This is a genomic window from Klebsiella terrigena (assembly GCF_006539725.1).
Classification (GTDB): domain Bacteria; phylum Pseudomonadota; class Gammaproteobacteria; order Enterobacterales; family Enterobacteriaceae; genus Klebsiella; species Klebsiella terrigena.
The window spans coordinates 1-13995 of sequence record NZ_BJNO01000031.1 but is presented as its reverse complement, the minus strand read 5'-3'; the positions used below and the strand labels follow the sequence as shown (position 1 = coordinate 13995).

Below are 13995 nucleotides of genomic sequence, written 5' to 3'. Positions count from 1 at the left end.
TTGAAAACGATCTCTCAGCAGATTCATGCGCAGGGGCTAAGGTAGAGAGGCGATACACCTTAACGGGGTGATCATACCGTTTAGCGGCAGGAACAGGCTTATTATCAGCGGGGTATGGATTTCGAGGATTAAGTTAATGATCAGACGCCAACGCAAACCAAAAGCATTCATGGAACGGATTTGTTAATCCGGCATCTGACCATCGATTTTTTTAAAAAGAGATATTTTGCCGTTACTCTGAAAGGCACGGTTTTCTTAATCGCCGGCAGCCATGTTATACAGGCCAGTTGAGAGCTCGATTGTTATCAATGATATTTTCATGAGTCGGTGCCTCCCCCAGCTTACCGAAACTGGCATAAAGTGAAGGCAGACGGGCCAGGCCTTCTCCCTTTTTCGCCAGAGGGAAAGCACGCAGCATGGTAGCAGCCTCCCAGTCGCAGCAATAGGAAGGTGTGCATGGCTGCTGACGCCATGATTCAGCGACAGACCCGGAAAAAACGGGGTCAAAGCCGGTATCGTTAACCAGCGACATAGTGACCTGTACTGCGGCTGGATGATCTCCTGCTACTGCAATCGCCAGGCGACCGCGGCTCCCCTCAGGCAGTCCCAGTCCTGCCAGAGAGTCGGCAAGTATATTGTTAAAGGCTTTGATAACTGGATGCCCAATCTGCTCCTGAACCCATTCGCTTTCCGTCTGACCTTCATCCAGTGCAGCAATCTGCGGATCGCGTAGGCCTGGATAATAGTTGCTCGTGTCAATTACAGGGACATGTGGAGGTAAACCCGAGAAAAGCTCATCAGGCAGACTACTCAGCGCCGGGAGTGGAATTGACAGAATAATGGCATCCACGTCAGTAACTACACCATGTATGTCCGCGGGCACTGCGTTAATTTCACGGGCAAATTCCCTTACAGCGTCTAAACCGCGTGAATTCGCCACTTTTACCTCATGCCCAGCTTCGCTTAGCTTACGTGCAAGCGTACCGCCAATATTGCCTGTACCAATTATGCCGATTTTCATATTTAACGCCTGAAGTTGAATGCAATAGGGGATACACTAATTCCTTACTGTAAAAACGACAAGAACACACAAAATAGTGGGTTGCTTACTTTGAGGTAAGTATGGAAAGAGACTGGCGTTGCGATATACCTGAACAACGACTTGTATGGGCGCAGGCTACCAGCGAAGCACTGAAGATTATTGAAGGCAAATGGAAGACAATAATCTTATGCCAGCTTTTCGCCGCGAAAGCCCCACTGCGTTTTTCTGAGCTTGAACGTAGGATAGAGGGCATAAATCAAAAGATGCTCATACAGCAGCTTAAGCAGCTGGAAAAAGATGGGATTGTATTACGTACGCTTTACCCTGAAGTCCCACCTCGTGTTGAATACTCCCTCACGCGTCTGGGAATAGCACTGGGTCCATCTATGGCTGCACTGATTGAATGGGCTCTGCTGCGTCGGGAAACTCTTGGCCTTGAGCCTGGTTGAGATTATCAGGCCGGTATATCCCGACTTGTTTATATTTTTCGCAATAATCTTCGAGACTTTTTCGTGATAACCGACGTCCGCCCCTCGCTCAAAGTGGCCCGTCAACGCCTGCCTGCTTCAAAAACGGCTTAGCGTCGGATGTTTTCCGTTTTCTACGCGGATCCCTTAAACTGCATCCCGCAGGTCATAACATAGGGATAATGACCATAAACGGCTCTAATCCTGGGTGATTAAACCAGGGAGGTCGCCCCACTGGCAGAATGTTCATCAGTGTCTGTTTATCAGATCCCTCTATCCGATTCGCGCTGACGCGCCAGGTGCCCCGACGAAAGAAGATGGTGGGCAGCTATTCATACGAAGGAAGTAAGATGCTTTTGCCAGATTCAAGCTTTACAAAAACCCTGTATCAATCGTCATTTGCAGTATGAGTCGTCAGCTGTTTGTTGCTCTGGATGGGCCCAAGGGAGCCGGTAAAACCACGCTGTTGGAAGCCATTACGAAGGTACTAAGGGCAGACAACAAGAAGGTCATCCGACTTTGCGAGAAAAAAAGCGATCCCTACAGGGGGGAAACAATGGCCCTCGTTAACAAACTCGCCAGAAACCCCGCCCTGGATTTGGAATGGGAGGTCTGTGAGCGCTTTGCTGATAGCCGTGCATGGATTTCCCGGCAGGTGCTGACGAAACAGCCAGCGGACAGCATTATCCTGATGGATCGCTGGTATCCCTCGGATGCCGCGTTTCGTCGGTTGGTGCCATTTGCCGAGATTTTACAGCTTAATATGGAACGAAACGTGCGCACGCCGGACCTGCATGTCGGGGTGGTTACTGCGCCTGATATCTCATGGGCGAGGGCCGCAGGCCGATCGCGTGGGCTAAGTAGTACGGTGATTCATAAGCTGGAAGAGCACGTTGCTTGCACCCGGGCGTTTGAGCGAGAAATTGCACATCACGGCTGGTTTTTATGCCGTAATGAAGGCGCGATCGAAGACGCAACGATGCAGGTGGTTTCTGAGATCTACAGAGTGGCTGGATGCCCATAGCTATCGGTTTTGCAGGCAGAGCTTCCGCGACTCTTCACCTCTGTGTGAGCCGCAGATTTGTGTTGCGTCAACAAAATCTGACTCCGTCAAAGAGGCAATAATCCAGAACAGCAAGAAGCCCGCTTAGTTTCCTAAGCGGGCTTCTTTAATATGGAATATGGCTCCTCTGACTGGGATCGCCTTTGCCATTAACTGTCTGATTGATAAGCTAAACCTGAATTCCTTGCTTGTCAAAACCACCAAAATGACCACCAATGGAATGCAATGAAAAACAGATAAAATTACCCCACATATTTCTTGGCAAAACTAGCTAACTCCTGCGCTCTGACTGGGTCCCAGCCATTGTTGACTGCAAATTGTCTGATTGCTTCTTCAGATGCTTTAAGTCCTTGCTTTTTCAGGTCAGCAAAAATTCGTTTTGCCCTATATTTATCAGATGGGTGGCTAAGCCCTGTTGACATGTTGATGCAGCGACCGAGTCTTAAAATTTCATTACCAATAGGGTCTGGCAATTCTGGTTTTAGGATTTTCCAGGTAGATGGGCCAACTATTTCAGGCTCCCATGTAGATAGCCAGCGTTTACCTTCCTCCTCTGACCAAGGTAAAAAGACGATACTATTGATGTTTTGAACACTATCAACAATATCCATGTCTTTATCTGTTAAATATGTAGCTAATACAATGTTATGATTTCCATATATTGGAAAATTTTTAGGGATATTAAACTCTAGCTGAACCTTGTTACCCAGATCGATGGTTTGACCTTTTATCAATGCCTTTGTTGCCTGCGTTCCAAGGAATGTTGCTATATCAGAATGAGAAAACGTTCCTTTCGCAGGAAATAGCAGAGATACTCGTTGAAGTCCCGCATCTTTGCAGAGATGGTAGGCCTTACTTAAGGCTCTTTTTATATTATCTTGATTTGAACCATTATTTTCGATTAGAAATCTGGAAATTGACATAAAAACTCCTTTTAATAAACATTAGGAATAGTAGAAAAGTCTTGGGTTAGTCTGTTATGTGGTCTGTCTTGCGAGCCGTCCCCAGTGCTAAAGCAAGTCATATCAAAAGTCTTCGTCGTCATCCGTTGGCTCATCCTCAATTGCTGGTAAGGCTTCAAGCTGAGATTTGAGTTGTTCGTTTAACTGGGAGCCCAATAAGAGAAAAGCTTCAAGCCTTTTTTGCCTTTTTTCCAGTATTCTCCGTTGTGCATTACTGGGATTGTCTGTATTGGCTGGGGTACCTCGTAACTGAAAGATACGAATTTCAAGCAGATCAACATCTTTGTTCAATCCAGCTTTCTGTGCTAATTCCACCCATTCTTGGGATTTATCGATAGCATTTTCTGCTGCTAACGATAAACAGTAATCAATCAGTATTTTTGCTGCAGAATCAATATCCTCAGCGGCGGTTAGCCATTTTTGGACCTCACTGGTTTCTTTTTCTACATTAATTATATCTCGGTAAGGTGAAAAAAATCTCGGTTGCTCATTTTCAGGATCAAGACCTTTTAAGGTTCTTAGAATAGGTTCGAGCTCCTGAAATGGTCTGCTACCAATTGGCAATTCGTATCTGTTAGACCAGAATGACCAGATAGAGTCCCTAATCTCCGCTTGTTTAGCTGTGCGGACGATGTCGTCTGTACAATGTTCAGCATCATAAATGAGCTCTGCGATATGATGAGCCATCCATCTGCTTAATGTATCAACAGAGTCATTTAGCTCAAGCTCATCAACTAGTTTTTTCCCCATTTCTATAATTGCCGTATAGCGTGTGGATGGTTCCGTCATGTCGGAAGAGGAAGAGTCGAGTGCTTGAAGGGATATTGTCGAGCTCATTTTCATTATTCCGTTCATATCTGCTGTTCCGTGAATAGCGATCAACATCAACCTCTAAAATGAGATCCATGTTGAATGTTTCTAATGCTGATTTTATGAAGTGTATTGAAGCACATAGCCTATAACCATGTGATTTTTCCTCATCATTTTTACCTGATAGATGGCCCCAGATACTGGAAATCATCGCCGGTTCAACATCAGAAGGTGAATACCATACCCGATGATCTTTATCAGTAGTTAATTTCATCGCATCAATGATAAATGAGGCTGGTTCTGGGATTGGAAACCTTACATTACCTGCCCAAGGATCAAACTCATCAATTCCACAGTATTCAGCAATATCTTTAATCCATCCTTTTAGCTGATAGTGTGCGTGATCTATTTCAAGATTATCTCCAGCATCAGGGATTTTATAGTCATATACGTTTTTAGTTGTTTGTAATGCTCTGAGGAGCGATAAAGATCGCTCCGGCGATACTAACGCAGAATGGACAACAATAGATTCTTTTCGATCTGAACAAACGTCAGACCAACGTCCCCATAGCGTTAATAGTCCGGGGCTGGGACATAGTGTTTCGTTAAATACATTTTCAGAGATTGACGCCAGCCATTCATCCCTATTGTCAGAACTGCTACTAAGCCAACTGGAGCGCTCTTTGGGGGGAATATCTCTCCGATCGGCGAGCCAGCGATGATCGTTCCGAGAAATATCATGTCTTCTTAACCAGTCCTGGAAAACATCCTCGACATCGTCGTAGTCACTAGCAACTAATGGTTTTGTCGCTAATAACTGCCCAGCGGTCATGAACATTGCATGGTATGACAAGTAAAAATGGTAGTCATCGACCCGTGGATAGGAACCATGACTGTGATGATTATCTCTGTCTTGATAATAGCGTCGTTTATTACGCTCATCCTCATCCCAGTTGCGGCTACCTTTAAAACCAAGGACATCACGAATAATGCGAAGCATTTCAGGTTCTAACTGTTTTTGAGATACACCGAAACAACGTCCCAGAGGTTTTAGCCAGTAAGGGCCGAAGTCGATACCAAAAGTATATGAATCTTCACCTCTATGATCTTCAACTTCATCAAGCACAGGGAGAGTCGTAGACTGGTTTATATTTCGGAGTTTATCCGCTTCTTGTGCTGGGATAGAGATCAGGCCGCTATCATGCAGCGCAAGTAAAGTTCTGGCAGCAAAAAGACGGATTAATACATGCGGCTGATCAGTAGTGGCATAACGGTAGAAATAATCAATATTGGGAATCAGCGATTTTCCATCATCCAGCGCAACCCTTGCAGCAGCGATCATCAACCACAATTGAGCATGAAGGGTATAAAAGGGCAGATTGCGATCACAAAAAGGTAAAGTGGTAGCATTTATCGCGTGCTGGAAAATTCCTTGTATAACGCTTGTACGATTCATTCGACATAGTACAAGAACCGCATGTGCTGCCTGCCAGCGCATTTCTGCCTCCGGAGAACCCAGCCGCGCCCAAATATAGCCTGCAAGTGAATCCTCTACATGAGTTGGCGGAGATAATTTCTCGTTCCATGGGCCGTCACCATCCTCATCTTTTAGCACCTCGTCGAATAAATCCAAGGCATAAGATAATACATCTAACGCTTCATTACTCTCCAGTTTACTAACAAGAAGGCCAGGAAGGCTAAATAAACGGTCAGAGTTTGCGGGCTCTGGCGATTCCGCAATGGCCTCTAGGGCAATACCGAAAATCTCTTTTTCACTTATACCAGAAAGCCTGCTGGCCAGACTGAAGGGAAAAATCTCGTAAACGCGACTTTTTCTGATTCGCATACAGAAGCGTTGGCAATATTCTTTTATTAAACCTGCTAGGGTGGTTTTAATGCTTAAACGAGATGTCCATTCGTCGGGTATAGATTCAAGAATATATTTAAAATCATAAAGCCCCCAGTGAAATATAGCACCAATGGCAGTAATGAAACTACATTCTTTGCCCGTCTTAACTCGGCTTATTGCTTTCTTGATGAAGGTTTCTTTGGAATAGAATTCAGGAACATTACGAAATTTTTCGTATGCTGCACTAATACCATCAATAGACGATAAATCACAATCTTTAAAAATGGACTCCCATTCCTGGTCATGGCCTTGCTCATTATCATTCGATGAGAGACTGGATTTTTTTGAAACCGCCTCAGTATGTTGTAGACCTGAAATTTTTTCTTTCAGCTCTGATTGTTCAGTACCTAATGATGTAGCAATAGCATCCAGCTTTTTAAGATTTTGGATATTTTGCAAATCAAATTTTGTATATTGATAAACCACTTCGAATGCCATGCTCGTATCTTTGTCATCAGTACACGAGGATAAAACTGAGTCAAGCAAGCCGCATTTATGCCAACCATTCTCAAATGTGATTAAAGGAAGTGCATCGAGTGCATTAATTTTATTTTTCTTTACAAGATGCTCAATGGTCCATGCCAGTATGCTTCTATGATTGCCAAATGTACGGTCACGCCAACGACTTATTATTGCTATGGCTGAAGATGGACATAACTCAGCCAAAATCTCAACAGTATCACTCCATGCAAAATGTTTATCACGATCAACATATTCTCTGGTTAGTTCCGCACATCGGGCTAGTTTATAGGAAATTTCAGGAGGGACTTGCGCTTTACCAGCAACATATTCAGCAAGATCAAGTATCGCTTCCCATCGACTTAAATTTTCATCGCCTAACTTATTTGTAACTTCAATCGCCTGGTTAAAGTATTCTTTAGCTTCTGGTTCATCAAGTGAAATGAGTGAACGGGAAAGGTCTATATAGCCGTCAGCTTTGATCTGAGCATCAGAGTGCTCATCCCTCCATAAAGATAAGGCAAGTTCTGCGAAGTGATATGAAAGCTCTTTAAGCCCTGAAATCTCTGCACATACAGAACTGAAACGGTGAAGCGTTGGTGTGAATACTCTATTCCCTTTATGCTGACTCCATTTGATGATGTTTTCCACATCGTCTTTTGATACATTACCTGCTTCGATCAGAATATCAAACCATACATTTGCGATCTCATTTGATGATAATGAATGCTCAGAGTAAGAATGACCTTTAATAGCCGTCGATTCTTTTTGAGTATCACTTAGCTCACTTTCTAAGTCTGCTTTCCTTGTTTTACCAAGAATTACTTTGGCCCATAAATTATACCAAGGGATTAATACTCCGCTGTACTGCTTCAGTTGACGCAGGTCATCAGATTCGCCGTGGCGTTTTTCAGCCATAAGTTCTTTTTTAACCTCTGTGGAGGCTAAATCGCTAAGCGCTAATTGAGAGCCCATCAGGTTTGCCTGCAGAGCATATGCCCGGACGTAAGCAACTCTTTCTTTACTATACTCAGAAGTCAGAGCATAGGGGGGAACCTTTGGTAAATAACGATCCAACAACTGGATGCTTTCTGATTCAGTACAAACAGATTGGATAAGTACCATTTCAACCATGCCAGTGATTGCTGCTATTGTCTGGTTATTAGCGTGGTTTCTGTCTTTAATGCTGACTCGCTGACTTTTCAACAAGCGCCAGGTTCTTCTGATTGCTTGTTCAGCGACTGGACGGTGAAGTTTTCTTGCTTCCAGTACAATTCCCATAACCAGGCTGATATCGTTTCCAGCCGCAATAGCCAACTGATCAAGTTCATCATAACGGGCGTGGGCCAGTAACTGCATGGCAACAATTTTTCCAGCTTCAAAAGATAGTTCTCGAGGCCGCCACCTTCTGAGCTCCCTTGCTGCCGCTTCCGCGCCATGAATATTCAGGCAGGCAATGAGCATTACCGCTCTGTCCTGATCGGTAACATTTTGCCTGCTCCGCTCATCATCTGGTAATTGACTCCAGTTTGTTAACCACTCCATGGTGAGTCGAAGGCGACTGCGGGCCTCTCCTGAGAGTTCAGAATATTCGGAAAGTATTGCGGCATAATAAGCATTTCTGGAGCCAGGCCAGCCAGTATCTGGAAATGCGTTACGGGAAACCAGTTCCTGAACGCCGTTGCTTCCCACAAATTTTGCTGCCAGATCGATATTGTCCCTCAACAGGACTCTTTGCCTGTTGTCACCCGCACATTCTCCACCAGCTTTCAGTGCCAGTTTAGCCGCATCCTGGTATCGACCTGTGCGTAAGGCTGCTTTTAACGCAAACTGTAATCTTTGAAGTTCTATGTCCCTGCGTTCAACCGCGCTGGTTTCAGGCAGAGCTTGTGAGGATATTGCTAGCTCGATCAGTTCAGAAAGCTGGTTTCCTTCCAGCATCAATGCAGGTAAAACTGATGCTGCATAGGAACTATCTTTTGTTAGTGGTCTCAGTTTAGTAATAAACTGATGCAGAGCAGCGGCCGATGGCCTAAAGCGCCTCTGAAACCATGTTTCGGCCGGTTCATCAAAGAACTGAATAGTCTCGCCACTAACGATTAATGGACGTCCCAGATCAAGTGCGAAACTTTTAATAGCAGAGCCAGCTACTCCGGAAATGGCAGATAGCACAGATAATGGAATTAATGGACGCAATATTGCCAGTGCGGAACAAATAGTATCAATTTGAGCACGTTCAGATATTCCGGCTGTATCACGTAAGCGTGCAATGGATTTTTCCAGCACTTCACCAATAGTATCTTCTACCGTTTTGGGATTTGGCCCCAAAAGTCTCAATGTGTCGTTCAGTGGAAGATTTTGTGATAATGACAGAGCCTGAACCCGGGGATTGCAAGAGCTTAGACGATGGAACTCGTCAACATCACTTTCGCTGGCATCTGGAAACTTTTGATGAAGATGAGCGGCTGTCTCATCGCGATCAAAAGCTTGTAGGGATAATGTGAGTGCTTCAGGAGGTGGATCAAGCAATTCCCGTCTATAAGGTCGGCAAAGTGCGACAAGGCAGACTCCATCAGGAAGCTTTTCTCTAATTAAATCTTTGATAAAAGAACGCGTTTCACCGATTTCTTCTGCCGCCATCTGTGCGTTGTCTGCAGCATCAATAATAATACACAATACGGCGAGGGGCTCAGAGGCCCGGAGTATTGAAATGCTCTGAGAAAGGCGATGCAGAAACGCACGCATATACTGGGATATGCCAGTACCAGCATTTGGGATCAATGGATGACAGAGACCACGAGATGCCATTTCATTAGCCATCTGAACCAATGCTGTACGATGGTGGTGGCGGTAAGAAGAAGCGTTACGGTACTGACCCAGTCCGAAACAGTCATATAAGATGCTAACTGAACCAGTGGGAAGATGCTCCCCTATTTGAGTAGAGAAAATTGATTTCCCCACACCAGCATCGGCATGGATGATCACAGGTGCGCCGGATGCTTCAACAACACGTTGAACCAGCGTCGCCTCTTGAGTTCTTGAGACGGAATTTTCTATTCTTTCAATACGACAGGGCGCAGGAAAAAGATCTGTCTCATCCACTCCCAAAGCACGCAACACATCCATTCTGGTAATTGAAGGATTTGCGGCGCTTTCGGTTAACGCTTTTCTGTTAACCAGTTCTTTTAATTTCAGAGGGGCTTCAGTATCCAGATCGGGGAGATATCCCGCTGATTCTCTTAGCAGGATATTTCGCTGACTCCATAAATCGTCCTGCTGACCTTCTATATATAAAAGCTGGCAGAATATCGATAGTTCAGCGCCTTGAAGCCCGGTAAATTTCTCAAGTTTCGCCAGATCACGTGGATGACGTGCAACGTGTTGGCTTGCGGCATCATTGATCGCTTTACTGAAGCTGCTACTGACTGGACGGTTCGTCACAAACCAGAACTCCAGTTTAGTGCGCAACGTTTCTACCGGTATTTTTTGTATAAGTGCCTTATAACGAGTGGCAAAACCTTCAATGGTTTTTTGTAACCCACTAGGGGAAAATGGAGTATCTGAGTGCAGCGTTGAATGCTTTAGCTGCATGTAACGAACGGTTGTTGCTGTTGCAAGCTCATTACTGCCATAATATTCAGCAATATCAATCAGCTCCTCCCCATCCTCAACCACTGGATGAGAGCCCATTTCCGTCGCTGATGCCCCTTCAATGGTCAGGGCAACAAGAGTTGACTGAGGTTCCAGTAGTCGAAGGGCACGGCGAGCCGCCCAAAGATAATGAAACTGATCGCCATCTCTGCTGGTGCGAACAAGCAGGCTGTCAGACATTGAGCATCATCCTTATGTCGGTTAGGCTATGAGGATTATAACTCCTTATTTTTTAATACTCTATAACCAGAGTGTATGGAGGGAAAATGCTTTCCAACTAAGAATGACCAGAGTTTCAGGAAAGCATCTTATGGCAAAAAATTGTTCAACTATTAATTTTTTCGATGATACAGGCCAGTTTTTGTCTGTCTTCTTGCAGTATCGTTTTCACGGTACTGCGACTTCTGGCTCTGGAGCGAGTGTCGAAGCCATCCTTCCTGAATATATCTTCTAAGCCGCTCAAGCGTTTTTTACCTAATTTCTCTGATAACCATGTATCCAGTTGCCGATTATAAATCGGGAACGCGTCTGAAGATGAGCGACGTAGAGCAATAGCGCGCAGTTCTGTTAACTGAATAATATCCATAATATCGCGATCAAATGTAATTAAGTTGGCGATGTAAAATGAAGAATTTGTGTGATCCGAGATAGAGTTTGTTAGCTGATCCATGCTCCTGAGCATATTTAAATCTCTGGCGCAGTTTCTCAGTTCATCGAAGGGTCTCTTTTTCTTTTGTAAGCCATCGAGTTTTTGTGACATCTGTGATTTTCCTTCACGGAAGAGGATGTCGGCACAAACAAGTAATTCGCGAATCATCATGGTAGATAATTCATCATGCATGAATTGCAACAGTTCATTCAATTTGTTTTGGGCTGATCTTTTGGAAGACAGTTCGATTAACTTCGTTCTTAACAGCATAGCTTCCAGTAGGTCAACCTGGTCTTCGATCGCCTTTCCTAAACCGGCATCTAAGTTCTGGTAAAATTGATACAGAAAACGGTCAGCCTCTGCTTCCGCCTGCTCTTGGTATAATTTCCTGTACATTTTTCCCCATTCTGCATTCAGGGGTTGTTTAATCCAGGAAAGGGCAAACAATGCAGCCATTGTTTCCCGGATCCCAGTTACCGTTTCTGGCGATCTGTCTCTCTGTGCTTCCCATAAATAAAGATAGGGATTAATGTTGGATAGTTCATCGAATGAGAATGAATCTGAAAGCATTCGACAAAAATTCAACAGATGTTCTTTAGGCTCTTCACGATAGGCCAAAGAACGAATAAAACTTGCTGCATTAGAATCAATATAAGTACCATAGCCAACCTGAAACATCATGGTATCTGATGATGAAATGACATCATCATCCAGAACCCATAATGAATGCCCAGAGAATAACGTTGATAAAAAACCTTTTTCAGAAAATTGAGCTCGCCTAAGGGAGAGCGGTCCTGCTTTACTCTCGTCGGCATACAGGATCCTCCAGTCTTTTAATAAATGATGATTTTCCTCAAAACTGGCAAGAGCTTCACTACGTGTCGGAGCTGTACCGACTGCGTAAAGAGCTTGTTGAATTGCATATTCTGTAGAATGCACTTTCTCTCCTTGAAATAAATTTTCGTAACCTTCTAAGTATGCTGAATGATTTAATAAACACTGTAAGACAGGAAATAACAAGTTGTTTTAGTAAGTTGTGAGCCTCACTTCAGAAAGTGCTACTTGCCGCCCACTCCCAATAGCAGTATCCTTACTCCGCACCTGCAAAATCAGGTGCCGGGATTGGAACCTTGGTTAACTTCACTGACGATACAAGGCGCGTATGCGCTTTTTTTTGTCGTTAGCTTAGCTACATCTCAATGGTGGGCCGGGCGGGGGCGTCGTAAGACGCGTCGGTGGCAGTGAGGCCGGTAGTTCCAATCACCATGAGATTGGAACCTCTGGTGGTGGGTTTTAAACCCGTTACAGGAGGCTGCCTCTATGGCTACGATCCCCACTCAAGAACACCCGTCACTTGCTGTTCCTTTCAGCGCTACTACGGATTTCACCGTACTCGCTGGTCACTGCGAAACTTTGCCGAAACCCTGATTGAAAGCAACGATCCCGCGCTGAAAATGGCGCTCTGCGGCGGAATCAACGCCTGCCTGACGCTACTGCAACCCACGTTGTTAGAGCCAGTTCCTCCCCATCTGGTTGCAAGCTTGACCGTTGACACGCTGCCTGCCAGTTCTCCCCGTTTCGATCCTGAATGTACTGAGCTTTGTCGTTAATGTCTTGCTATCACGCAAACCCTGTCGGGGCTGGGATTTGCTTCTGAAACGGAGAAGTACCTTAGCTGGATGCTGTACTACCTGATTAACTACTTCGCTGCGGAAATGAATGCCCCGCGCTGGCTCCGTACCGCTGGCGGCGCGAAGTTTATCGACAGTGTGGAGGTCAAAGCATGATGCAGTCTGACTGGCATCCCGCCGACACTATCGCCGGGCTGAAAAAACGTGGCACTTCGCTGTCAGCGCTTTCCCGTCATGCAGGGCTGGCATCCTCCACGCTGGCAAATGCGCTCACTCGGCGTTGGCACAAAGGCGAAAGATTGGTTGCTGAAGCGTTAGATGTTGTGCCTGAGAACATCTGGCCATCATGCTACCGCTGAGGTTCCTACGGCGCAGACCATATACGGAAGCTGCGCCGCATTTCGTTTATCCGATCCGCGATAATCCTTTGAACCACAAAAACAGTTTTCTATTATCGGCCTTCTTTGTCACGCACTCAGCTCCCGCCTGTACGAATTGCTTCATGATCTTAAAGAAGCGCCTGATGTATCTGGATGGTCGCCGTTTTACCGGCAATGCCGCCTTTGAAAACTGCCGGCTCTGCCCTTTGATGGATAACACCTTTATTCATGCTTTATTACGCAAAGGAAATCACCATGAATCTGATGAATAATTGTGCATCGCCTGCCACAGATGTTATATTAAAATATAATATCCGGAGGTGTTCTATGTATACAACTCGCCTGAAAAAAGTCGGCGGATCCGTCATGCTGGCGGTTCCTCCCGCCGTGCTGAAAACGCTGGCGCTGTCGACGGACAGCGAAGTGGGTATGACCATTGATAATGGCTGCCTGATTATTGAACCCCAGAAACGGCCCCATTATTCGCTTGAGGAGCTGCTGGCGCAGTGCGATCCACACGCCGAAATGAGCGAAGAGGATCGGGAATGGATTGATGCGCCTGCGGTGGGCAAGGAGATCCTGTAGATGGACAGAGGGGAAATCTGGCTCGTTTCACTGGATCCTATTGCAGGCCACGAGCAAAGCGGAAAACGTCCGGTACTCATCGTATCGAGGGCATCGTTTAACAAGCTGACCAGGCTACCCGTCGTTGTTCCCATCACCAGCGGCGGAAACTTTGCTCGCACAGCAGGTTTCACCGTTTCACTGGAAGGGGCAGGAACAAAAACGATTGGCGTTATTCGCTGCGACCAGCCCAGAACCATTGATATGGCTGCCCGGAACGGCAAGCGGCTGGAACGCATACCAGACGCTGTGATAAATGAAGTGCTTGCCAGGCTGGATGCTATTTTGAGTTAACGCCAGGATGCAGAAAAGCAAAAAGCCTGCTTTAAAAGCAGGCTTTTCAAATTT

Annotated in this window: 11 protein-coding genes and 1 pseudogene; 7 read left to right on the top strand and 5 right to left on the bottom strand. The window is 45.4% G+C overall.

All coding sequences use genetic code 11. The features are described from left to right. Positions 1–274 precede the first annotated feature (274 nt). Positions 275–1021 (bottom strand): NADPH-dependent F420 reductase, encoded by a 747-nt coding sequence (locus RTE01_RS23965; RefSeq protein ID WP_041146303.1) that lies wholly within the window; start codon positions 1019–1021, stop codon positions 275–277. A gap of 101 nt (positions 1022–1122) precedes the next feature. Between RTE01_RS23965 and RTE01_RS23960 the strand changes: the two genes are divergently transcribed. Together RTE01_RS23960 and RTE01_RS23955 are read left to right on the top strand one after the other, a co-directional pair. Beyond that, positions 1123–1491 (top strand): winged helix-turn-helix transcriptional regulator, encoded by a 369-nt coding sequence (locus RTE01_RS23960; RefSeq protein WP_041146302.1) that lies wholly within the window; start codon positions 1123–1125, stop codon positions 1489–1491. Positions 1492–1915: 424 nt separating this feature from the next. Beyond that, complete coding sequence (locus RTE01_RS23955) at positions 1916–2533, top strand: dTMP kinase (RefSeq protein ID WP_115192348.1); 618 nt, start codon at positions 1916–1918, stop codon at positions 2531–2533. A gap of 281 nt (positions 2534–2814) precedes the next feature. Here the strand turns inward: RTE01_RS23955 and RTE01_RS23950 are convergent, their stop codons facing one another. The 4 genes from RTE01_RS23950 to RTE01_RS26275 all read right to left on the bottom strand — a co-directional run bounded on the left by RTE01_RS23950 (position 2815) and on the right by RTE01_RS26275 (position 11951). Continuing rightward, the gene (locus RTE01_RS23950) at positions 2815–3495 is read right to left on the bottom strand and encodes a hypothetical protein (RefSeq protein WP_115192349.1); all 681 of its coding nucleotides are present in this window, start codon (positions 3493–3495) and stop codon (positions 2815–2817) included. A 102-nt stretch (positions 3496–3597) separates the two neighbouring features. Then, complete coding sequence (gene avs3b, locus RTE01_RS23945) at positions 3598–4284, bottom strand: AVAST type 3 anti-phage proein Avs3b (protein ID WP_134526867.1); 687 nt, start codon at positions 4282–4284, stop codon at positions 3598–3600. Further along, a complete protein-coding gene (gene avs3a, locus RTE01_RS23940) occupies positions 4265–10543 on the bottom strand; it encodes an AVAST type 3 anti-phage nuclease/ATPase Avs3a (protein WP_141335416.1) in 6279 nt (2092 codons plus the stop codon). The genes avs3b and avs3a overlap by 20 nt, the downstream gene beginning before the upstream one ends. 145 nt (positions 10544–10688) lie before the next feature. After that, a complete protein-coding gene (locus tag RTE01_RS26275; RefSeq protein ID WP_218029268.1) occupies positions 10689–11951 on the bottom strand; it encodes a hypothetical protein in 1263 nt (420 codons plus the stop codon). A gap of 381 nt (positions 11952–12332) precedes the next feature. Between RTE01_RS26275 and RTE01_RS26485 the strand changes: the two are divergent. From RTE01_RS26485 to RTE01_RS23915, 5 genes and pseudogenes are all read left to right on the top strand, one after another. Beyond that, positions 12333–12799 (top strand): annotated as a pseudogene (locus tag RTE01_RS26485) (hypothetical protein). After that, positions 12796–13002, top strand: coding sequence for a helix-turn-helix domain-containing protein (locus RTE01_RS23925; RefSeq protein ID WP_134526857.1), 207 nt, complete (start codon positions 12796–12798; stop codon positions 13000–13002). Before RTE01_RS26485 ends, RTE01_RS23925 begins: the two are co-directional and overlap by 4 nt. A gap of 164 nt (positions 13003–13166) precedes the next feature. Further along, the gene (locus tag RTE01_RS26480; protein WP_255313554.1) at positions 13167–13295 is read left to right on the top strand and encodes a hypothetical protein; all 129 of its coding nucleotides are present in this window, start codon (positions 13167–13169) and stop codon (positions 13293–13295) included. Between the two features lie 55 nt (positions 13296–13350). Continuing rightward, positions 13351–13608: an AbrB/MazE/SpoVT family DNA-binding domain-containing protein gene (locus tag RTE01_RS23920; protein WP_115192355.1), complete on the top strand. Its 258-nt coding sequence runs from the start codon at positions 13351–13353 to the stop codon at positions 13606–13608. Continuing rightward, a complete protein-coding gene (locus RTE01_RS23915) occupies positions 13609–13941 on the top strand; it encodes a type II toxin-antitoxin system PemK/MazF family toxin (protein ID WP_115192356.1) in 333 nt (110 codons plus the stop codon). The last annotated feature ends 54 nt before the right edge of the window (positions 13942–13995 follow it).

Coding starts and splice junctions, on each gene's coding strand:
- RTE01_RS23965 (WP_041146303.1), bottom strand. CDS start 1,021: ATGAAAATCGGCATAATTGGTACAGGCAATATTGGCGGTACGCTTGCA.
- RTE01_RS23960 (WP_041146302.1), top strand. CDS start 1,123: ATGGAAAGAGACTGGCGTTGCGATATACCTGAACAACGACTTGTATGG.
- RTE01_RS23955 (WP_115192348.1), top strand. CDS start 1,916: ATGAGTCGTCAGCTGTTTGTTGCTCTGGATGGGCCCAAGGGAGCCGGT.
- RTE01_RS23950 (WP_115192349.1), bottom strand. CDS start 3,495: ATGTCAATTTCCAGATTTCTAATCGAAAATAATGGTTCAAATCAAGAT.
- avs3b (WP_134526867.1), bottom strand. CDS start 4,284: ATGGGGAAAAAACTAGTTGATGAGCTTGAGCTAAATGACTCTGTTGAT.
- avs3a (WP_141335416.1), bottom strand. CDS start 10,543: ATGTCTGACAGCCTGCTTGTTCGCACCAGCAGAGATGGCGATCAGTTT.
- RTE01_RS23925 (WP_134526857.1), top strand. CDS start 12,796: ATGATGCAGTCTGACTGGCATCCCGCCGACACTATCGCCGGGCTGAAA.
- RTE01_RS26480 (WP_255313554.1), top strand. CDS start 13,167: ATGTATCTGGATGGTCGCCGTTTTACCGGCAATGCCGCCTTTGAAAAC.
- RTE01_RS23920 (WP_115192355.1), top strand. CDS start 13,351: ATGTATACAACTCGCCTGAAAAAAGTCGGCGGATCCGTCATGCTGGCG.
- RTE01_RS23915 (WP_115192356.1), top strand. CDS start 13,609: ATGGACAGAGGGGAAATCTGGCTCGTTTCACTGGATCCTATTGCAGGC.